The organism is Pontimicrobium sp. IMCC45349, assembly GCF_047219225.1.
In the GTDB taxonomy this organism is placed as follows: Bacteria; Bacteroidota; Bacteroidia; order Flavobacteriales; family Flavobacteriaceae; genus IMCC45349.
This window is the reverse complement of record NZ_CP178208.1, coordinates 555706-579405: the sequence shown is the minus strand read 5'-3', so window position 1 is coordinate 579405 and position 23700 is coordinate 555706. Positions and strand designations below refer to the sequence as shown.

Sequence of the window (23700 nt, the reverse complement as noted above, 5' to 3'; positions counted from 1 at the left end):
GGTTTTTAATTAGTTTTAGCCTCAATAGTAACACTTAAATTTCCGTTTTTAGCTATTGTTGGATCATGTGATAATATTTTTATGCTTGGATATCCTGTTGGTATTCCTAAGTTAATAAAATTATAACCTTGATAAAGTCCGTCATTGTTTACAGGAGACCCTCCTTGTAAGGTTAAATCATCATTAAGAGGATCATAATTTGACTGTGTTCCAGCTATTGAAGCTGGAGTAGCAGGAGTAACATTAGTGAACAAAGGATTCGTATTTTCTTGCACATTAGCATTAATGGTTATGTAAGTGTCAGTTTCAAAATTGTACATGTATGTGTTATTATAGTTGTAGGTAACACAATCATCAACTTGAATTGTATTTGTACCGTTTCTATTCAAGGTAACTGTTCGATCTCCATTGGCATTTAAAACAAAAATGCAGTTGCTAATATTTAGCTGTGAATTAGTAGTGGCATAATTGTTAATGCTCATATTACCAGTATTCCCCATAACGTTATAGCTGAAGAATAGCGTGTCTACCATGTAGAAAGAAATACTTCCACTAAAAAAAAGATTGTTAGTAATAGTAACGTTTGAAGAATTTTGTGATAATGTAAATGTACTCCTAAATACATTGCCTTGTAAATTCAAGTTGGTAAAAGTATGAGTGCTGCCTAGTCCAAAAGAATTGATGTCATTATCAAAAAATGAAAGCCCATCTATTGTTGAAGCACTTCCAGTTTGGTTTAAAGAGTTGATGTCACAACCAGTTACAGTAGCATTACTAGCACCATTGCTAATGCTCATAGTGCCAATTGAGGTTGTGTAACCAGCATCCGAATGTGAACGACCAACAATAGTTAAATCTTTATTTAAAGTAACATTTCCGTAGGATGTTGGGGAATGCTGAACATATAAGATATCACCAGCTGATGCCGCATTAATAGCTGATTGTAAATCGGTAAAATCAGTTGATACATCAGGATTATTATTAACAGTATGTGTTGTTTGAGCTAGTAAAAACAAAGGTGTTAAAAATAAGAAAAGGACTAAGGGCTTTTTGATAAGGAAAATAAAATTTTTCATAATTAATAGTTTTAGATTGTTGATCAATAGTGCTATGAGTTTTAAAAAGCACAGAGTTGCTATTAATTAAATTCAAATGGATGATGATAGAGCATGTAATCTCCTAGATGTCAATATTGGTAATTATCTTATATTGAAAAGGAATTATTGTAAAGATATCTTTGTACGATTTTTTTTAAGTCCAAATTTTTTTAATATGTCAATTATGTGGACTTTTTAAGGTGTGCTTTTTTAAATTCTAATGGTGTTTGCCCAGTTTCTTTTTTAAAAACACCAAAAAAAGATGATCTCGAGTTAAAGCCAGCTTCAAGACCTATTGCTACAATAGTATAGTTAGAAAATTCTGGGTTTGACAGGTAGCTTTTGGCTTCGTTAATTCGATATAAGTGAACATAGTTTGAGAAGCTAGTATTTAATTCGTTGTGTATAAGTCGAGATAAATAGCTAGGGCTTATATTTAGTCTTTTTGCTACAGTTTCTAATGATAGATTAGGATTTAAGTAGAATTTTTCTTGCTTCATTAAAAACTCTAATTCTGCTATATGTTCATTTGTTACTTCGTTTTTTTTTGCCCTATTGCTAAGTATTGATATGGTTCGTAATTTTTTTCTTTCTAAAATAATACCGTATTTATAGATGCCAATATGACCTAGTAAATAAATTATTGTAGCAATACCAATCCATAAAAGATAAAAGTTTGGTTTGTCATTTTCGACAAAGATGTTTCTATACGTGAAATAAGCCCAAATTAAAGTAAAAACAAGAATAAAGCTCAATATAAACTTTAGCCAATTTAAATCTAGTCTAATAAGCTCTTTATTGAATTCTCTTAAAGTTTTTTTATAGTCTGAAATCATTTTGAATGACAATGCTATAAGAATAAGTGAAAAAATAACCGAAAAAATTTCGTTGGTTTGAATTGTTAATGTGTAGAGCTTATCAATATTGTCATTGGTTGTGCTAAAACAGTAAATGATTCTGAAGGATAAGGTTAATGATAAGAAAAAAGTAAAAGGGAGTAACAATAGTTTTTTTTTACCTAAAGGTTTTTTGTGAAATAAATAAGTTGATATGTAGTAGTATATTAGAACAGGAATTAAAGAGGCTGTAGGGAGGTAGATGTACTTGTACATATTCCATAGTGAAATTACACTAATGTCTGCTAAAATATATTGCAAATTGCCAAGAGAATAAATAAATATAAGAGCAGTTAATATGAGTGTGCTTTTAGATTTATATTTCTTAGAGCTGAGCACTATAATAGTAAAAATTATACCTTGTATAATGCCAGTAACAATTATTGTATTAAATAAATTAAAGGTCATTTGGTTGGTATGTATCTAAAGATAATGATAAATTTTGTTTAATCTCAGTAATTTACTGATATTGTGTATTTTGTGTTGCTTTGTGTGTGGTTATTGATTTTTATTTCTATGAAATATAAGTTCATCTACAAATTGATTCTTTTGAACAATTTTTATAAAAGTCAAAAAGTGTTTTAAGCTTATATGCGAGCTTTTCTTTAAAGTTGAATATGTGAGAGTTTGAAAATTTAACTTAAATCCTATTTAAGCTTGTTTTTAGCTATTTTAAGGCGTTTTGCTTAAAATTGACAAATGTTGATAAGTAAGTGATAAATCTCTTAAGAGGCTTAAAAATGACTAATAAAAGCTGTATCTTTGTAAGTAATGTAAATGATGCTTTTAGCGTCATTTTTTTATGACTTTAAATCAAATATAAAAGATATAAATTTTATGAGTGAAGAAAATAAAAATCAGTATTCAGCCGATAGTATTCAGGCGCTGGAAGGTATGGAGCACGTACGTATGCGTCCTTCGATGTATATTGGTGATGTAGGTGTTCGTGGTTTACACCATTTAGTGTATGAAGTTGTAGATAACTCGATTGATGAGGCCTTAGCTGGTCATTGCGATAATATTACTGTAACTATTAATGAGGATAACTCTATTACTACAGAGGATGATGGTCGCGGTATTCCTGTTGGACTTCATAAAAAAGAAGGTGTTTCTGCTTTAGAGGTAGTAATGACTAAAATTGGTGCTGGAGGTAAATTTGATAAAGACTCATATAAAGTATCAGGTGGTCTTCATGGTGTTGGTGTAAGTTGTGTAAATGCATTATCAGAGCATTTAAAGGCTACTGTACATAGAGATGGCAAAATTTGGGAGCAAGAATATGAAAGAGGAAAAACACTATATCCTGTAAAAGTTACTGGAGAATCTGATAGAACTGGAACTATTGTAACATTTAAGCCGGATCCACAAATTTTCCAACAAACTTTAGAGTATAATTACGATACTTTAGCAAGTCGTATGCGTGAACTTGCTTACTTAAATAAAGGAATTACAGTTCATTTAGTTGATAAGCGCCATAAAAAAGAAGATGGTAGTTTTGAAGGTGAAACTTTCCATTCTGAAAATGGATTACCAGAGTTTGTGAAATTCCTTGATGGAAACCGTGAACCATTAATGAAAGACGTTATTTCGTTTGAAGGTGAAAAGAACGGAGTGCCTGTTGAGGTAGCAATGGTATATAATACATCTTATGCTGAAAATTTACATTCTTATGTAAACAATATTAACACGCATGAAGGTGGAACACACTTATCTGGATTTAGAAGAGGATTAACACATACATTAAAAAAGTATGCTGATGGTTCTGGAATGTTAGATAAGTTGAAGTTTGATATTTCTGGTGATGATTTCCGCGAAGGATTAACAGCAATTGTATCTGTTAAAGTTGCAGAGCCTCAATTTGAAGGGCAAACAAAAACAAAATTAGGTAACAGAGAAGTTTCGGCATCTGTGAGTCAAGCAGTGTCAGAAATGTTATCGGATTATTTAGAGGAGCATCCAGAAGATGCAAAAACCATTGTTCAAAAAGTAATTTTAGCAGCTCAAGCTAGACACGCAGCGCAAAAGGCACGTGAAATGGTGCAGCGTAAAACTGTCATGAGCATTGGAGGTTTACCTGGAAAATTAAGTGATTGTTCAGAGCAAGATCCTTCTTTATGTGAAGTGTTTCTTGTAGAGGGAGATTCGGCAGGAGGAACTGCAAAGCAAGGTCGTGATAGGGCGTTTCAAGCTATCTTGCCATTAAGAGGTAAGATTCTTAATGTTGAAAAAGCAATGCAGCATAAAGTATTTGAAAACGAAGAAATTAGAAATATTTTTACTGCATTGGGAGTTACTATTGGAACAGAAGAAGATAGTAAGGCACTTAACTTATCTAAATTACGTTACCACAAAATTGTAATTATGTGTGATGCCGATATTGATGGTTCTCACATTGCAACATTAATTCTAACGTTCTTCTTTAGATATATGAAAGAATTAATAGAAAGTGGTCATGTATACATAGCAACACCACCATTGTATTTAGTCAAAAAAGGTCAGAAAAAGCAATACGCTTGGAATGATGATGAACGTGATCAAATAGCTGAGTCTTTTGGAGGTAGTGTAAGCATACAGCGTTATAAGGGTCTTGGAGAGATGAATGCTACGCAATTATGGGACACAACAATGAATCCTGAGTTTAGAACTTTACGTCAAGTTCAAATTGATAACGGAGGAGAGGCTGATCGTATTTTCTCTATGTTAATGGGAGACGATGTACCACCTCGTAGAGAGTTTATCGAGAAGAATGCTATTTATGCTAATATTGATGCATAGACTATAACTAACTATATAAAAAAAGCACTCATTTTGAGTGCTTTTTTTATTTGTGAAAATTAAATAAAAATCGATGAAAAGTTATTTTTTAACGATAAAACGCAGTTTTTGATATAATTTTTTTATTTTTGATTAACCAAATCGATATAGTATGAAAAAGTTATTATTAATTATTGCTTTAGTTTTTACAACTCAATTTTCTAAAGCACAAGAATTAGAAAGCTTATTATTAGCTGCTGATGATGCTAGCTTATTAGCCGAGAATTATATGCGTCCAGCAATGAATGGATTAATGTATAGTATGAATAATGGTTGGTACACAACAGCTAAGACTCATAAAAAGTTTGGATTCGATATCACTATTAGTGCTAATGCTTCTTTTGTTCCTAGTAAGGATGAAATGTTTGATTTTATTGCAAGTGAATATCAGTATTTATCATTGCCAAATGGAGAAACATCATTGCCAACAATAATGAGTGATAACGATTCAGAAACCTTGGTTGATGTGTCTATTCCAAACGGAAATAATACTTTTAATGTAGGTAGTTTTGAAATGCCTGGAGGTATTACAGACGATTTACCTGCAAATGCTATTGGAGCACCAATGGTTCAAGTTGGAGTAGGAATTCCGTTTAAAACAGATGTGAAATTAAGATTAGTTCCAAAAGTAAGTTTTGATGACGATGTGGAAGCTAGTTTAATTGGTGTTGGTCTTCAGCACGATTTAATGCAATATTTTGGACCTTTAGATAAGCTGCCTCTAAATGTATCTATATTAGCGGCTTTTACTAAAATGGATGTTACTTATAGTATTGATGATGATAGTATTTCGGATGATGTAGTGGTAACTAACGGTCAAGGTGAGTTTAAATTAAATACTTGGACAGTTCAAGCTTTAGCATCATTAGATTTTAAAATAGTAACACTTTATGGTGGAGTTGGATATAATAATGGAAGTTCGTCATTTAAAATGAAAGGAGATTACAACTTAACATATGATGTAGAAGATAATAATGGGAACGTTATTGGTACAGTTAGCGAAACAATTAGTAATCCAATGAATTTGGATTTTGATGCAAATGGTATAAGAGGCACGCTAGGAGCACGCTTGAACATTGGATTTTTTAAAATATTTGCTGATTATACAATTCAAGAGTATAATACAGCATCAGCAGGAATTGCTTTTAGCTTTAGATAGAGGTAAAGTAATTCGAAAATTAATGATAAAAATCATTTAAATAAGAAAGCGCAAAGTATTATCTTTGCGCTTTCTTATTTTCAATGAATAAGGAATTGAAGTTTAACAACATACTAATAATTAAAAAATAAAAAAATGAAAGTAACAGTAGTAGGAGCAGGAGCTGTAGGTGCAAGTTGTGCTGAGTATATCGCAATTAAAGATTTTGCTTCAGAAGTCGTTTTATTAGACATTAAAGAGGGTTATGCAGAAGGAAAGGCAATGGACTTAATGCAATGTGCTTCTTTAAATGGATTTGATACAAAAATAACAGGATCAACAAACGATTATTCTAAAACTGCAAATAGTGATATTTGTGTAATTACTTCTGGAATTCCTCGTAAACCAGGAATGACTCGTGAAGAATTAATTGGTATCAATGCAGGAATTGTAAAAACTGTTGCTACAAGCTTAATTGAGCATTCTCCAAATACAATTTTAATTGTAGTTAGTAACCCAATGGATACTATGACGTATTTAGCTCATAAAGCTACTGGTTTACCAAAAAATAGAATTATAGGAATGGGTGGAGCATTAGATTCTGCACGTTTCAAGTATAGATTAGCTGAGGCTTTAGAAGCTCCTATTAGCGATGTAGATGGAATGGTAATTGGAGGTCATAGTGATGTTGGTATGGTGCCATTAACATCTCATGCAACAAGAAATAGTATTAAAGTATCTGAATTCATTTCAGAAGAACGTTTAGAGCAAGTAAAAGAAGATACTAAAGTAGGAGGAGCAACTTTAACTAAATTATTAGGTACTTCTGCGTGGTATGCACCAGGAGCTGCAGTAAGCGGTTTAGTGCAAGCTATTGCTTGTGATCAACAAAAAATGTTCCCTTGTTCTACATTATTAGATGGTGAATATGGATTAAACGATTTATGTATTGGTGTACCAGTAATTTTAGGTCGTAATGGTATCGAGAAAATTGTTGAAATCGATTTAAGTGATGCTGAAAAAGCGCATTTAGCTAAGAGTGCTGAAGGAGTTAAGAAAACAAATGGTTTATTAGAACTATAATAAGCAATTATTTTAAATATATTTAGGCTATCATTTAATGGTAGCCTTTTTTTATTCAATATTTTATGAAGACAATTTTTTCAGTTATAATTTTTTCAGTTTTATTATCATGTTCAATGTTTCAAGAAGAGAATGAATATCAACTCATTTATGAATTTGAAAATTTAGATGAAACATCACAAAAAGAAAAGGTTATTGAGGTGTTGTCAAAAAGACTAAGTAATTATGGTCTTAACTTTAAATTTGATAGCAGTAAGAGTAAAGATATTTTACTAACCATAAAAGCAGATACTATATATAAGGATAGAATTGACAACCTTATAACTAATAGAGGGAAATTGGAGTTTTGGGAGTGTTATAAATCTAAGGACGTATTAGAAAGTTTACTTAGGTATGATAATTCTTTAAATCAAGGAGCATTACAAGAATTGGTTGCATTTCCTAATGTTCCTTATGATCCAACAATATTTTATTGTAGTTCTGAGAATTTAGGTGTAGTGCTAGAAAACTTAAATAAAGAGGCTTTTAAATCGTTTTTTGATAATGAGTTTAAGTATTTGAAGTTTCTAAAAGGACAGCCAAATGATATTGAGGTTGTTGGTTTTTACGCAGTTAAATCTAATGAAGAAGATAAAGCATTAGTTACTGGAAGTGATATTACAAAAGCATTTCAAACCTATAATTATATAGATAAACCAACCATTAGTATTGAAATGAGTGAAGAAGGAGGAAAGAAATGGGAACATATGACAAATGAAGCTTATATAAATAATACGCAAATTGCTATAACTGTAAATGATATTGTGTATTCAGCTCCAGGTGTTTCTGCTGGTCCAATAACTGGAGGGAAGTCTGAAATTTCAGGAAACTATACACTTGAAGAAGCTCAAGATTTAGCAGCTGTTTTAAGTGCTGGTGATATTATTCCTAAGCTGAAATTAGTTAAGTTTTTAGAGCGTAAAAACGAGTAGTCATTTTTGTATTTCAATGATATATATCGAATTAAAGTACATATTTGTCTAAAACTATAGTAAAGCAGTCTTTATTTTTTATATTTGGCGCATGAACGTAAAATGGTACATAAGTACTTTAATTATTATTCTAGCCTTTTTAGGTGTTAATCAGGAGCAAATCTCTGCACCTAATCAAGAAATTGTACTGCAATTTTCTGATTATGAGATGTCTTCTTTTGATGCTCAAAATGCAGTAGCAGTAATTACTTCACAGTTACAAAGTATTGGTGCAGATAATATTCACGTTCAAGAAGAAAGAAATGGCAAATTAAAAATCACATATTTTAGTGATATAGATGTTGCAAGCGTTAAAGAAGTTCTTTCAAATCAAAAAAGTTTAGAGCTTGGTTATACTTCATATAATAATAGCCAAGGAAAATCACCTTCAAAAGAATCTTCAAATGCTTATAATTTTGATGTCTTCGAGATTAAAAGTAGCACTGATTTTGAATCAGGTTTTGATGGTTATGTAATAAATAATAAGTCTGAAAATGACCGTTTTTCTAACCCTAATGTATTTGCCTCTTCAAATAGTATTAGCGTAAAAAAGAAAAGCCAAATTGATGAAATAGCTTTTGTGGTTAATAGAAATATTGCCATAGCTATTGATAATATTTCATATAAAATTCCTGAAGTTAGAGCTGGACCTCAAATTAAAGGAAGAGCATAACTAGAACACTTTCCAAAATATTTTAAACTTAAAGCAAAGTAGTATTGATATGCTTTGTTTTTGGATACTCACAATGGTTATGTTGTGTAGTAAAATCAATATTAAATCATGAAAAAATAATTGTCAATCATACGGTAAATTTTATATTTGCTCGTTTAAAATTTTTGACAACAAAATAACAGAAGAATGCAAAATAAAGGATTAGTAAAATTATTTGCTTTATTATTCGGTTTGGTAAGTATTTACCAGTTATCGTTTACTTTCAAAGCAAATCAAATTGAAGATAATGCTAAAGAAATTGCTATTAGTAAAATAGCTGAGACTGAAAAAGATTACGACGCTAAAAGAGCTATTGAAGAAGTAAGGTACTTAGACTCTTTGTCAAACGAAAAAGTATTTGATATACTTATAGCAGATTATACTTTTAAAGAAGTTAAAGACAAGGCTATGAACCTTGGTCTTGACCTTAAAGGAGGTATTAACGTAATCTTACAAATATCAGTTAAAGATATATTAGTAGGTTTAGCTAACGATAGTAAAGACCCATTATTCAGAAAAGCGTTAAGCGATGCTGAAGAATTACAAAAAGATAGTCAGAATACATATTTAGAGGATTTCTTTGTTGCGTTTGATGCAATTAAAGGGGATACAAAATTAGCTTCTCCAGATATTTTTGCTAACAGAACGTTAAGCGAAGAGATTACGTTTAACATGACTGATGATCAAGTTAAGCCAATTTTAAGAACAAAAATTGACGAATCAATCGTTTCTGCTTTCGAAGTATTACGTAAGCGTATTGATAAGTTTGGTGTAACACAACCAAACATTCAACGTTTAGGAAACTCTGGACGTATATTAGTTGAACTTCCTGGAGCTAAAGATATTGAACGTGTTAAAGGACTTTTACAAAGTACTGCTCAGTTAGAGTTTTGGGATGCTTATAAGGGAGAAGAGTTTTTACCGTTTATAGTACAAGCTAACGAAGCTTTAAAAAGCGTAGTAGATACTGGAGCAACTGAAGAAGTTAAGAGTGATGCTACAGAAACTCAAACAGATGATATCTCTGATATTATTGGAGATACTGCTTCAGATTCTACAGATGTAGCTAATGCAGTAAACCCTTTAATTGACTTAATTAGAGGTCAAGGATATTCAGGTGGACCTGTAATTGCAATGTTTGAAAATAAAGACAAGCAATTAGTAACAGATTATTTAAATAGACCAGAAGTAAGAGGTTTATTAACTCCAGAGCAAAGATTTGTTAAGTTTGTTTGGGGAATTCCTCAAGTACAACAAACTACAAATGAAGATGTACAAAGCATTGAACTAGTTGAGTTATACGCTTTAAAAGGAAATAGAGAAAACAAGCCACAATTAAGTGGAGCTGTTATTACAGATGCAAGACAAACGTATGAGCCAAATGGTATGCCAAGTGTGTCTATGCAAATGAATGGGAAAGGTGCTAAAATCTGGGAAGAAATGACTGGAAAAGCATTTAATACTGGTGGTCAAATTGCTATTGTTTTAGATGATATTGTGTATTCTGCACCAGGTGTTACAACTGGAGCTATTTCAGGAGGTAACTCTTCAATCTCAGGTTCATTTACATTAAATGAGGCTGTGGATTTAGCAAACGTATTAAGAGCTGGTAAATTACCTGCTTCTGCTGATATTGTTCAAGCGGATGAGGTTGGACCATCTTTAGGTCAAGAAGCTATTGATAGTGGAATGAAGTCTTTCATTATAGCATTATTATTAGTATTAGTATGGATGATATTCTATTATGGTAAAGCTGGTATCTTTTCAGATATCGCATTAATGCTAAATATCTTATTAATTTTTGGTGTATTATCTGGGTTAGGAGCTGTATTAACACTTCCTGGAATTGCAGGTATTGTATTAACAATTGGTATTGCGGTAGATGCAAACGTACTTATTTATGAGCGTGTTCGTGAAGAATTGCATAAAGGTAAAGGACAAAAAGAAGCTATTAAAGATGGATTTAGTAATGCATTATCATCTATTTTAGATGCAAACATTACAACAGGTTTAACAGCATTAATCTTATTTGTATTTGGTACAGGTCCAATTAAAGGTTTCGCAACAACATTATTAATAGGTATTTTAACGTCTTTATTTACTGCAATCTTTATTACTAGATTATTAATTGATTGGTATGTAAACAAAAATGGAAGTTTAGATTTCTCAACTGGAATTACAAAAGGATTATTCAGAAATATCAATATCGACTTCTTAAAGAAGCGTAAAATGTCTTATGTGATTTCTGGAGTAATTATTCTTGGTGGTTTAGCATCATTATTTACAACTGGATTAGATGAAGGTATTGATTTTGTTGGAGGTAGAACTTATACTGTTCGTTTTGCACAAGACATGAATACTGAAGAGGTTAAAGGAGCTGTTAATGCTGTATTTAATAGTGCTGAAGTAAAAACTATTGGTAGTCCAAACCAGTTAAAGATATCAACTAAATATAAAGTAGATGAAAACTCTGCTGAAGTTGATGAAGAGGTACAAAGCAAATTATTTGAATCATTAAAGCCTTTCTTACCAGATGGTATTACATATGTGCAATTTGTAAACGCTGAAAATAATGTTGGAAAAATGTACTCTGGTAAGGTAAGTCCAACGATTGCAGATGATATTAAACAATCTTCTTTCTGGGCGATTTTAGGGTCTTTAATAGTAGTATTCTTATATATCTTATTAAGATTTAAGAAGTGGCAATTCTCTCTTGGTGCAGTAGCAGCTGTATTCCATGATGTATTAATTGTATTAGGTATCTTCTCAATTACTTGGAAGTTCTTACCATTTAGTATGGAAATTGACCAAGCATTTATTGCGGCAATCTTAACTGTAATTGGATACTCGTTAAATGATACAGTGGTAGTGTTTGATAGAATTAGAGAATTCTTGAATGAGCATACTGGATGGGATTTTGATAGAACAGTAAATTCTGCATTAAATAGTACGCTAAGTAGAACGTTAAATACATCGTTAACTACATTAGTAGTATTATTAGCAATGTTTGCTTTTGGAGCTGACTCATTAAGAGGTTTATTATTTGCCTTAATAGTAGGTGTAGTTGTAGGTACATACTCTTCTGTATTTATTGCAACTCCAATTATGCATGATACAATTAAGAAGTTAGACGAAAAGAAGAATAAGTAATCTTACTTTTATAAATAATAAAAAAAGCCTTTCAATAATTGAAAGGCTTTTTTTGTGATTAAAATTTATGATATAAAGCTTTGTTATAGTTGTAGGTGTATTTGGAGAAGTAGGTGTGGTGTTTATTTAAGCAAAGTGTTTTTTAAAACTCGATAATTCAGATTCTTTTCTTTATTGTACAAAATTTGGTTTTGTTTATTGAATATTAGACTCTCTGAATACTCTCTTTTAGATATTTTAAAAAATAAAGTGCTATCGTTTAGTATTTTTATTTGAGCGTTTTCTGTATCTCCAAATCCAGCAACAGAGCTGTGAAATCGTGCAGTAAGTTTTTCGTTTTTTTCTCGAACAATCAATGATTTAGTTGTTAAGAAGCTATCGTCAATTATGTCGAGTACAATTTCTCCTTTTATTTGATCTCTCAGGGTGTTGGTAATTCCTAATGTTAAATCAAATATTGGAATTAATAGTAATGAAATTGGTATAAGTTTTAGGGATAGGCTTTGTTTTTTTACGAGCAGCCTTATAAGTATGATTAAACATAAAAGAATTGAAAATAACCAAAATCCAGCGATAACAATATTTTGATAGAATTCCATTAAAAGAACACTCAAAATGTAAATTAGAGGTGGGAAGATGTATTTCAGAAGCTTACTTCTCATATAAATAATAAAGAAAGCTACATAGTGAATTGTAAGTTCAGTTTAAGCTTGTTTAGGTTTGTACATAAACATAAAATATAAACCAGTAAGGATAAAAGGGATACTTAAAGCTTGTCCTGTGTTTAAGCTAAAAATCCAATCTTCTCGACCTGTTACTTGCTCTAATTTAAAGTTTTCAACTATTAATCTTACTGTCATTAAAAGTACCAAGAATAGTCCAAATAGAAATCCAGATTGTTTACTCTTGTTGGTTTTCCAGTATAATATCCATAGTGTTAGGAATACAAAAATATAGCCAAAAGCTTCATATAATTGTCCTGGATGTCTAGGTATGCTATCAAAGTTTTTAAAAACTATAGCCCAAGGTAAAGACTCATCAGCAGGCTTTCCAATCATTTCAGAATTAAAAAAGTTGCCAATTCTAACAAAAACAGCACCTAAAGCAACAGGTAATACTACGCGGTCTAAAATCCAAATCACCGATTTTCCAAGTACTTTTTTATTGTATAAATACATTGAGATTATCATACCAATAGCTGCTCCATGACTTGCTAAACCTCGAAAACCTGTAAACTCAAAACCACCTTTGAATTTAAACGGTAAAAAGATGCTAAAAAAGTCTTGCTTAATAAGTTCTGGTTGATAGAAAAACACATGTCCTAAACGTGCGCCAATCATAATTCCTAAAACAGAATACATAAAAAGTGAATCAAGCTTTTCATTTGATTGGTTTTCATTTTTATATATTTTTTTCATGATAAACCAACCTAAAACAAAGGCAGCCATCCACATCATACTATAATAATGAATCTTAAAATCGCCTATTATTTTAATGCCTTCAGAAGCTAAACCCCATTCTATTTGTAAAAATTGCATAATCTCTAATTAGTTACTGTAAATATAGAAAATTGAAACGGATTAAAGAGGTGGACTTTTCTCTAAAGAATTTATTTTTTTTCATTCTTTTTTGGTACAGGATCATAACCACTTCCACCCCAAGGATGGCAACTAAAAATCCTTTTTAATGCTAGTTTGCCACCATATAATAAACCGTGAGTTTTTAATGCTTCTACAGTGTAATGAGAACATGTTGGCTGATACCTGCACGTTGCAGGAGTTAAAGGTGAAATTAAAGTTTGGTAAACTCTAACTAAAAATATAAAAGGTGCTGTAAATACTTTTTTCATGACTATTAGTTAGTCGAAAAAGTAGTACCATCTTTTCCGTCCTTTAATTGAATACCAATTGCTAATAATTCATCTCTAATTTGGTCTGATAGCGCAAAATCTTTATTTGCTCTGGCTTCGGCTCTAAGTTTAATTAGTATTTCAACTGTATCTCCTAGCTTATCAGAGTTGTCTTGAGTACCTCCTTGTTGTTTTTTTAAACCTAAAACATCATACACAAATGTATTCATTGTGTTGGAGATTAATTCTAAATCTTTAGAATTAATACTAGCAGTTCCATCCTTTATTTGGTTAATGTATTTGGCAGCATTGAATAACTCAGCAATTAAAATAGGTGAATTGAAGTCATCATTCATAGCGTCATAACATTTTTCTTTCCATAAAGAAATGTCAAAACCGTTAGACTCATTACTAATATTTAGTTTGTCTAAAATGTTAATTGCCTCTAGTAATTTATTTAAGCCTTTTTCACTTGCTTTAAGTCCATCATCTGTTAAGTCAAGTACACTTCTGTATGAAGATTGCGCCATAAAGAAACGAATAACATTAGGTGAGTAAGCTTTACTCATTTTATCATTGTTTCCTGATAACAATTCATTAGGATTAATAGTGTTTCCTGTAGATTTTGACATACGTTGACCATTAAGCTCAAGCATATTGGCATGCATCCAATAGTTTACTGGAGATTTTCCAATGGCAGCTTCATTTTGAGCAATTTCACACTCATGATGAGGGAATTTTAAATCCATACCACCACCATGGATATCAAAAGTTTCGCCTAGGTATTTAGTGCTCATCGCTGTGCATTCTAAATGCCATCCAGGGAATCCATCACTCCAAGGTGAAGGCCAGCGCATGATATGTTGAGGGTCTGCTTTTTTCCAAAGTGCGAAATCTTGAGGGTTTTTCTTATCAGATTGACCGTCAAGAGCTCTTGTATTATGAATTAAATCTTCTAATTTACGTTTGCTTAATTTACCATATTCATGTGTCTCATTAAACTTATGTACGTCGAAATATACTGAACCATTAACTTCATAGGCAAAACCATTATCGATAATAGTTTTTATAACTTCTATCTGCTCAATAATATGTCCTGTTGCTGTTGGTTCAATACTAGGAGGTAAAAAGTTTAAAGTGTCAAGAATATTGTGGAAGTCTACAGTATAGGTTTGTACTACTTCCATTGGGTCAATTTGCTCTAGACGTGCTTTTTTAGTAATCTTATCTTCTCCTTCATCAGCGTCATTTTCTAAATGACCAGCATCTGTAATATTTCTAACATACCTTACTTTATAGCCTAAGTGTTTTAGGTATCTAAAAATCATGTCAAAAGACATGAATGTTCTTACATTACCAAGATGAACATTACTATATACAGTTGGGCCACAAACATACATGCCAACATAACCTTCGTTAATTGGTTTGAAAATTTCTTTTTTCCCTGTTAATGAGTTGTATATTTTAAGTTCTTGGTTTTTGTAAAGTTCCATTAGCTTAATAGTTGTTTGGTATGGTTGATTTTAAATAAGTTGGTTTAGAATTTAGTGTCTAATTGAATATAGTCTAAAAACTCTCGCTTGGTTTCTTTTTCTTTGAATTTTCCACCAAATTCGCTAGTTACAGTGCTACTTTCAATATCTCTTATTCCTCTTGAGTTTACACATAAATGTTTGGCATCTATAACACAGGCAACATCTTTTGTGTTTAAAACTTTTTGTAATTCTTCAACTATTTGAATTGTTAAACGCTCTTGAACTTGTGGTCTTTTAGCAAAATAGTCTACAATTCTATTCATTTTAGAAAGCCCAACTACTGTGCCATTTGATATGTATGCCACATGAGCTTTACCAACTATTGGAAGTAAATGGTGTTCGCAGGTAGAATAAACAGTAATATTTTTTTCGACTAACATTTCACCATATTTATATTTATTGTCAAATGTTGATGCTTTTGGTTTTCTTTTTGGATCAAGTCCTCCAAAAATTTCTGATACAAACATTTTTGCAACTCTGTTAGGAGTACCGCTTAAGCTATCGTCTGTTAAATCCAATCCAAGCGTTTCCATAATGTGCCTAACATCATCTTTTATGATGTCAATTTTTTCTTCATTAGAAAGCGTGAAAGCGTCTTTACGCATAGGTGTATTGGCAGATGTTCCAATGTGGTTGTCACCAATAGATTCAATGTTTTCTATGTCTTTTTCTATTTTCATTTCAATGATTGTAAAAATCCTTTATTTTTGAATAAGCTACAAAGATAATCATTTCCAAAATTTTGACGTTTCAATTAACAAACTATTAATTTCAACGCATATAGTTTATATAAGTCCTAAAAATTTCTTAATTTTCGAGCTTAAACAGAATTTTACAAAAAGCAATGAAAATGAGATTTTTAATCTTAGCAGCTACTTTTGTCTTTTGTTTTAGTGTTAATTTAGATGCTCAGACGAAGAATGATAAGCAGCCCTTAGGACATGTCATATACAATAGTAATGTCGATGCTCCTTTGACTTTCCAAGAAAAACAGATGCTCCAAGAAGTTTATGGAGATAAATTAGAAGCGTATGTCTTAAGTAATCCTCAAAGGTTAAAAACTTTGAAGAATATATTAAGAAATAGAGTGGAGGTGAAACTTATTTCCAATCCAAGAGACCAAAAAAAATGTACTTTGTTGTCACAAGTGTCATTGTTTAACTATTATAACGAGAACTTGTCTAGAGGTAATTTTGATGTTAACAACTTCAATCCTTTAAAGTATAATTTTAATTTTTATGCAAGAGGAACGTCGTTGTATAGAGTAGATAATACAAACTACTTTATAGTCATTAAGTCCCAACACCAATAATATAACTAAGCAATGATGAAGAAGATATTTTTATATTTATTTTTAATAAATTCATTTTTAGCAGTATCACAAGATGTGATTATGCAAAATGGAACTGTGAATGCGTGTGTAGGAACGTTTTATGATACAGGTGGATCTGGTGGAAATTATTCTAGTAATGAAACTATCGTATTTACAATATGTCCTGATAACCCAGGTCAATTAGTGCAACTTGATTTTACAGAGTTTAGTACTCAGTTAAATGCTGACACGATGAACATTTACGATGGAGATGATACGACTGCAAATCAATTTGGTACTTTTTCTGGAGGAGCAGCTAATAGTCCAGGATTTGTTTCAGCTACACCAGGAAACCCAACGGGTTGTTTAACTATTGAGTTTATTAGTGATGCTGCAGCGACGACGACAGGTTGGGCTGCAACAATTTCATGTTGGGAACCATGTCAAACAATCGTTTCTCAAATAGATAGTGCTTCTCCTGCTCCTAATGGAGATGGATATATTAGAGTATGTCCTGATGAAGAAATAACATTAACAGGTAGTGGGAATTTTTCTGTTGATGGTACAGGAGCTACTTACGAGTGGGATTTAGGAGATGGAAATACAGTGTCAGGACAAACTGCAACTTTTTCGTATCCTGACCCAGGTGTATACATAGTAAACTTAAATATTACAGATCAAAACCCTCAAGGGTGTTCCAATACTAATTTAATTAATCAAGTAATTCAAGTTGGAACAGAACCTGACTTTACAGGAACAGCTGCTGCAGATTCTGTTATCTGTTTTGGAGATTCAACAACTATTGATGGACAAGTTGAAGCTGTAGAATATATTAATGATTGTACTCCTCCTGTTAGTGGAACAACATTCTTGCCAGATGGTTCTGGAGCAGTATACACAACGTGTATTACTGTAGATTGTTATGAGTCGAGTCAAACTTTAGATGATATTAGCCAGTTGCTTGAAATTTGTGTAAATATGGAGCATTCATATTTAGGCGATTTAGAGATTACTATTATTAGTCCTAATGGTCAAGAAGCAATTCTTAAAGATTATCCAGGAGGTGGAGGTACTTATTTAGGAGGTGCCAACGATGATGGATCAACAACTCCAGGAACTGGAGCAGATTATTGTTTCTCAATGTCTGGAGCTGTTACATTAGTAAATGGTCCAACTATTACTGCAGGAACAAATCCACCTGGGAATTCAATTACTCCTGGAACATATTTGCCAGAAGGATCTTTTAATTCGCTTTTAGGTAGTCCGTTAAATGGAGATTGGTGTATTGAAATTGTTGATAACCTTTCTATCGATAACGGATATGTTTTCTCATGGGGAATGGCATTTGATCCAGCAATACAACCACCAGAATATTCATTTACTCCAATAATTGTTTCTGAAGCTTGGGATACTGATCCAACAATTGTTAATACAACAGGATCTGTTATTACAGTACAACCTCCAACTGCAGGAACATTTTGCTATACTTATAGAGTAATGGATGATTTTGATTGTGAGTATACAGAGGAAGTATGTATTGAAGTATTACCAGAAATTGTACATGATTTACCAAATGATTTATTTTTATGTAACCCTGGAGCACCACCTTATATTTTTGACTTAACGGTTAATGAAGCTGTGGTAATGGCACCAAATCCTAATCCTGGTGATTTTGAATACACATTACATGAAACTTTAGCTGATGCTGATGCTGATTTAAATCCAATTGATGCCGCTACTGCTGCTGCTTACTCAGGAACTGATGGGCAAACCATTTATGTGAGAATAGAATATCAAACTTCTGGATGTTATGAAGTAGAGAGTTTTACATTAAATGTTTTAGGACAGCCAGTTATTAATCCTGTTTTAGACTTAGAGGTTTGTGATGATGATAGTAATGATGGTTTTGAGGAATTTGATTTAACGGTTCAGGATTTAGGTATATTAGGAACACAGTCACCAGCAGACTTTGTAGTTACATATTATGCAAATTTTGCAGATGCAGAAGCAGGGAATAATGCTTTAGTAAGCCCATATACAAATATAGTTAACCCACAGCCAATTTATGTTAGAGTAGAAGATGTTGGAGGAACAGGATGTTACATTGCTTCCCCTACACCATTATTTAATTTGGTAGTAAATTGGAAAGCGATAGCGAATGCTGTTCCAGACATGGAGGTTTGTGATGATGACACAGATGGATTTGCATCGTTTGATATTTTCTCACAGACCTCAGGTGTATTAGGAGGTCAAGATGCAGGTTTATTTACGGTTACGTATCATGATAATCCAACAGATGCAGGTACAGGAGCTAATGCTTTAGGTAATCCATATACAAATACAGTAGCAAATCAGCAGACGATTTATGTACGTATAGAAGAGGATGCAAATCCAGTATGTTATGGGACGACACAGTTTGAGATTATAGTAAACCCATTACCAACAATTACACCAGTAACGCCATTAGAAGTTTGTGATGATGATGCCGATGGATTTGCTGAGTTTACTTTAGAAGATAAGAATGCAGAAATATTAAATGGACAAACAGATGTTGTAGTAAGTTACTATGCATCTCAAGTGGATGCAGACGGCATGTCAAATGCTTTGGTAAGTCCGTATACAAATACAGTTGCATTTTTTCAGACAGTAGTAGTAGGATTAGAAAATACAGCAACAGGCTGTTATACCACTACGACGATGGATTTAGTAGTAAATCCATTACCAATACCAGTAGCTCCACCAGTGTATGAGGTGTGTGATGATGATAACGATTGTTTTGCTATTTTTGATTTAAGTGCTGTACCAGGTCAAGTGTTAGGAGCTCAAACAGGTATGACAGTTACGATTCATGAGACGCCATCAGATGCAACAACAGGAGCTAATCCAATAGCAGATATTAGTAATTACGCTAATATTTCAGCATGTATGCAAACATTACATGTACGATTAGAAGATGATGTGACAGGATGTTCAGCAACAACTACTTTAGAATTAATTGTGAATCCAATTCCAGTATTTGGAGCGATTACCGATTATGAGTTGTGTGATGATAACAATCCAGGAGATTTAGAAGAAGCATTTGATTTAACGACCAAAGACGTAGAGATAGCTAATGGACAAAATGTAACAGTAAGTTATTATGAGACGCAAACAGATGCGGAAAATCTTACTAACCCAATCATAGGATTATATACAAGCACATCAACAGTGGTATATGTAAACTTATCAAACAATGTTACAGGATGTAGTTCAGTAGGAACCTTTAATATTGTAGTAAACCCATTACCATTATTAGTAGATCCAACACCATTAGAGGTTTGTGATGATAACGTAGCCGATGGTTTTACAGCGATTGATTTATCTATAAAGAACAATGAGATACAAGGCGGTAATCCAAACTATTCAATTACCTATTATTTAAATCAAGCTGATGCCGATGCAGGTATTAATCCATTATCAATTCCATATACAAACATATCTAATCCACAGACGATTATTGTAGTAGGACAAGATATTAATACAGGCTGTACAAATAGTACAACTTTAGAGTTAGTAGTAGAGCAGGCACCAGTAGCGTTTGTGCCAACACCATTAGAGTATTGTGATGCAGATAATGATGGTTTTGGAGTATTTGAGTTATCAGATGCTGATAATGAGATTACTGGAGGACAAGCAGGTTTAACAGTTACGTATCATGAAACTATGTCAGATGCAGATAACAATGTTAATGCCTTAGCGAGTAACTATACAAACATTGTAGCCTATACACAAACCATTTATGTACGTGTAGAGAGTGCTACTATAGCGACAGATTGTGCTACGATAGTAGAACTACAATTAATAGTAAACGACACACCACCAATAGTGGATCCAACACCATTAGAAGTATGTGATGACGATACAGATGGTATAGCGATATTTGATTTAACCTCAAAAGCAGATGAAATATTAGATGGTTTAGATCCAACACAATATATCATTAGCTATTATGAAACACAGGCAAATGCAGAAGCACCAATGTTACCAATATTAACACCAGGAGCTTATACAAACCTTGTGCCTTTTGTAACGCAAACTATTTGGATACGTGTAGATGATAATGTTAATGGTTGTCATTCGATTACGACTTTAGAGTTAATCGTGAATGAATTACCAGTATTGGTACAACCAACACCAATCACGTTATGTAATGATAATGACTTACCAGGCGAAGATGTATCACCAATTATGTTAGAGGAGTTTACATTAGAAGATGCCTCTGATGAGATATTAAATGGACAAACAGGTATTAGTTTAAGTTTCTATGAAACTCAAGCCGATGCAGATTTAGGAACGAACCCAATCTTCAGTCCATATGTAAATATTGCTAATGCACAAACAATATATGTACGTGCAGTAAACGATGTAACAGGTTGTGTAAGTACAATTACCTTAGATTTACGAGTAGAGCCATTACCATCACCAGCAACACCATTACCAATAGAGGTGTGTGATGAAGACAATGATGGTATTGCAAGTTTTGAGCTAGAAGACCGAACTATAGATATTATAAATGGTGAGTTAGATGTTGTAGTTACATATCACGAGACATTAGCTGATGCAGAGAATGGTTTAAATGCTTTAGTAAGTCCATACGATAATGTTTCACCTTGGCAACAAATAGTATACATACGTGTAGAGAATACTGTTACAGGATGTTATAATGCAACAGAAACTTTAGAGTTAATTGTGTTACCATCACCAGTATTACCACTGTCAGATGAGCTTGACCCATTAGAGGTTTGTGATGATGACGATAATGGCATCTATCAGTTTGATTTAACAGACATGGATGCAACGCTATTAGGAACACAAGATCCAGTAGACTTTATCTTAACGTACCACTTGACACAAGCGGATGCAGAAACAGGAGCTAATCCAATCATTAATACAACGAATTACACTAGTGGAAACGGTGTTATATATGTACGTTTAGTAAGTGTAGCTAATGGTTGTGTAAGTACAACAAGTTTTGAAATTATAGTACACTTACCACCAGAGCCAGTGCAACCAACACCATTAGAAGAGTGTGATGATGATTATTACGATGACGCAGATGAGTTGTTTGCATTTGATTTAACAGTAAAGGATAATGAGATTATCGATGGTAATGCAAGTTGGGTAGTAACGTATTATGAAACTGCTGCAGATGCACAAGCAGATACCAATGCAATACCAGACCCAACCAACTACACCAACACATCAGTAGATGGTAACCCAGCAAACCCACAAACTTTACATGTGCGAGTGACTGATACAGATACTGATTGTTATGCGTTTGTAACGTTAACAATACGTGTATTGCCAAACCCAACACCAAGTCAAGATCCAGCAGATTTAGAATTGTGTGATGATAATAACTCAGGCGATGAGCAAGAAGAGTTTGATTTAACAGTTAACGAAGCATATATTATTAATGGTGAAGCAGGAGTAACAGCAACGTATCACGAAACACAAGAAGATGCTGATGCAGGAACAAATGCTATAGCAACACCAGATGCTTACATAAATACAGCAACACCAGTACAAACAATTTATGTACGTGTTACAAATGATGTAACAGGCTGTTATACAATAGTAACGTTTGATACGATAGTACATCCATTACCAGTTGCTACAGCAATGCCATCATTTATAGCATGTGAGTTAAACACAGATGATGTATATGATTTTGATTTAACAAGTCAAGACGAAGCTGTGTTAAACGGTCAGGATCCATCAATATTTGAGGTAACTTATCACTTAACACAAGCAGATGCAGATTTAGCAGAAAATGCATTACAAAGTCCATATACAAACATTAGTGACCCACAAACTATTTATGTAAACATCACTAATACTATTACAGGCTGTCAAATAACAACAGTCACGATAGATTTAGAAGTACATGAGGCAGCACAAGCAAATCAAGACCTGCCAGTGTTTGAAGAGTGTGATGATAATGTAGAGACTGATGGTGATCCATCAAATGACAGTGTGCAGTTTGATTTAACAACACAAGATGCATTAGTGTTAATGGGTCAAGATCCAGCAAGCTATACAGTAACCTATTATGCAACATTAGAAGATGCAGATGGATTTGTAAACCCATTACCAACGTTGTATGAAAACGTTGTAAATCCACAAACTATCTATGTACGTGTAGATAATGATACGATGATAGATGATGGTACAGGTAATATGGTAGACTCATCAGCATGTTATGAGGTGGCAGAATTAGTATTACAAGTAAATCCATTACCAGTATTTGATTTAGATGATGAATATTTATTCTGTATCAACACTAATGGAACAGAAGTTGTAGACCAAGCAGTAATGGAAACAGGATTATCAGAGACTGAGTATAGTTTTGTATGGACAGATGAAACAGGAGTAGTTGTAGGTACAGGCTCTTCATATGCGCCAGTAACAGGAGGGAATCACTCGGTAACAGTTACAAATATAGCAACAGGCTGTAATTGGTCAGATACAGCATTAGTAAATATAAGTGAGCCACCAGTAGTGACAGCAAGTGTAACGACATTGGCTTTTGCAAATAATCATGTAATAGAGGCGACTGCTGAAGTATTAACAGGAGGTGCAAATAACATTGCTGTTTACGAGTTTAGTTTAGATGATGGTCCATGGCAAGAGTCAGGAACATTTATAGATGTAACACCAGGAGAGCACATTGTATATGCTAGAGATTTAAATGGCTGTGGAATAGGTCAGGCAACAGTAATAGTAATGGACTATCCATTATACTTTACGCCAAATGGAGATGGGTATCATGATACATGGAATATCGTGGGTATATCTAACCAACCTAACGCAAAAATTTATATATTTGACAGATATGGAAAACTGTTAAAACAGTTAAGTCCAACAGGCGAAGGATGGAATGGAACTTATAATGGTGAGCACCTTCCTTCAAGTGATTATTGGTTTACCGTTGAATACGATGAACCTTCAACTAATGAAAGAAAACAATTTAAGGCCCACTTTACCCTGAAAAGATAAGTGGACAATAAATAAAAATAAAAAGAGCAGCTTTTAAGCTGCTCTTTTTATTTTTAAACTTAATTC

At 32.8% G+C, this 23700-nt stretch carries 15 protein-coding genes; 8 read left to right on the top strand and 7 right to left on the bottom strand.

The window, feature by feature from the left end; translation table 11 throughout:
* Positions 1–5: 5 nt before the first annotated feature.
* Both ACLII3_RS02755 and ACLII3_RS02750 read right to left on the bottom strand, forming a co-directional pair.
* On the bottom strand, positions 6–1076 hold the full coding sequence (locus ACLII3_RS02755; protein ID WP_412986291.1) for a hypothetical protein: 1071 nt from the start codon (positions 1074–1076) through the stop codon (positions 6–8).
* A gap of 203 nt (positions 1077–1279) precedes the next feature.
* The gene (locus ACLII3_RS02750) at positions 1280–2101 is read right to left on the bottom strand and encodes a helix-turn-helix domain-containing protein (protein WP_412986289.1); all 822 of its coding nucleotides are present in this window, start codon (positions 2099–2101) and stop codon (positions 1280–1282) included.
* Between the two features lie 729 nt (positions 2102–2830).
* Between ACLII3_RS02750 and gyrB the strand changes: the two genes are divergently transcribed.
* From gyrB to secDF, 6 genes are all read left to right on the top strand, one after another.
* The gene (gene gyrB, locus ACLII3_RS02745) at positions 2831–4768 is read left to right on the top strand and encodes a DNA topoisomerase (ATP-hydrolyzing) subunit B (RefSeq protein WP_412986287.1); all 1938 of its coding nucleotides are present in this window, start codon (positions 2831–2833) and stop codon (positions 4766–4768) included.
* A gap of 151 nt (positions 4769–4919) precedes the next feature.
* Positions 4920–5966, top strand: a complete 1047-nt coding sequence (locus ACLII3_RS02740; protein ID WP_412986285.1) for a DUF6588 family protein — start codon at positions 4920–4922, stop codon at positions 5964–5966.
* 135 nt (positions 5967–6101) lie between these two features.
* The gene (mdh, locus tag ACLII3_RS02735; protein WP_412986283.1) at positions 6102–7028 is read left to right on the top strand and encodes a malate dehydrogenase; all 927 of its coding nucleotides are present in this window, start codon (positions 6102–6104) and stop codon (positions 7026–7028) included.
* A gap of 65 nt (positions 7029–7093) precedes the next feature.
* Positions 7094–7999, top strand: coding sequence for a SecDF P1 head subdomain-containing protein (locus ACLII3_RS02730; protein WP_412986281.1), 906 nt, complete (start codon positions 7094–7096; stop codon positions 7997–7999).
* A 91-nt stretch (positions 8000–8090) separates the two neighbouring features.
* A complete protein-coding gene (locus tag ACLII3_RS02725) occupies positions 8091–8711 on the top strand; it encodes a hypothetical protein (protein ID WP_412986279.1) in 621 nt (206 codons plus the stop codon).
* A 186-nt stretch (positions 8712–8897) separates the two neighbouring features.
* Positions 8898–11900, top strand: a complete 3003-nt coding sequence (secDF, locus tag ACLII3_RS02720; protein WP_412986278.1) for a protein translocase subunit SecDF — start codon at positions 8898–8900, stop codon at positions 11898–11900.
* A gap of 122 nt (positions 11901–12022) precedes the next feature.
* On the opposite strand, the gene ACLII3_RS02715 is transcribed toward secDF, so the two are convergent.
* The 5 genes from ACLII3_RS02715 to folE all read right to left on the bottom strand — a co-directional run bounded on the left by ACLII3_RS02715 (position 12023) and on the right by folE (position 15964).
* On the bottom strand, positions 12023–12499 hold the full coding sequence (locus ACLII3_RS02715) for a hypothetical protein (protein ID WP_412986276.1): 477 nt from the start codon (positions 12497–12499) through the stop codon (positions 12023–12025).
* Positions 12500–12604: 105 nt separating this feature from the next.
* Positions 12605–13438: a prolipoprotein diacylglyceryl transferase gene (gene lgt / locus ACLII3_RS02710; RefSeq protein ID WP_412986275.1), complete on the bottom strand. Its 834-nt coding sequence runs from the start codon at positions 13436–13438 to the stop codon at positions 12605–12607.
* Between the two features lie 71 nt (positions 13439–13509).
* On the bottom strand, positions 13510–13749 hold the full coding sequence (gene yidD, locus ACLII3_RS02705; protein ID WP_412986274.1) for a membrane protein insertion efficiency factor YidD: 240 nt from the start codon (positions 13747–13749) through the stop codon (positions 13510–13512).
* Between the two features lie 5 nt (positions 13750–13754).
* Complete coding sequence (gene cysS, locus ACLII3_RS02700; RefSeq protein ID WP_412986273.1) at positions 13755–15242, bottom strand: cysteine--tRNA ligase; 1488 nt, start codon at positions 15240–15242, stop codon at positions 13755–13757.
* Positions 15243–15286: 44 nt separating this feature from the next.
* Entirely contained in the window at positions 15287–15964 is a 678-nt protein-coding gene (folE, locus tag ACLII3_RS02695) for a GTP cyclohydrolase I FolE (protein WP_412986272.1), read from the bottom strand.
* Between the two features lie 170 nt (positions 15965–16134).
* Between folE and ACLII3_RS02690 the strand changes: the two genes are divergently transcribed.
* Positions 16135–16596 carry a hypothetical protein gene (locus tag ACLII3_RS02690; protein WP_412986271.1) on the top strand — a complete coding sequence of 154 codons (462 nt, stop codon included), beginning with the start codon at positions 16135–16137 and terminating at the stop codon, positions 16594–16596.
* 15 nt (positions 16597–16611) lie between these two features.
* The gene (locus ACLII3_RS02685; RefSeq protein WP_412986269.1) at positions 16612–23634 is read left to right on the top strand and encodes a T9SS type B sorting domain-containing protein; all 7023 of its coding nucleotides are present in this window, start codon (positions 16612–16614) and stop codon (positions 23632–23634) included.
* Positions 23635–23700: the final 66 nt, after the last annotated feature.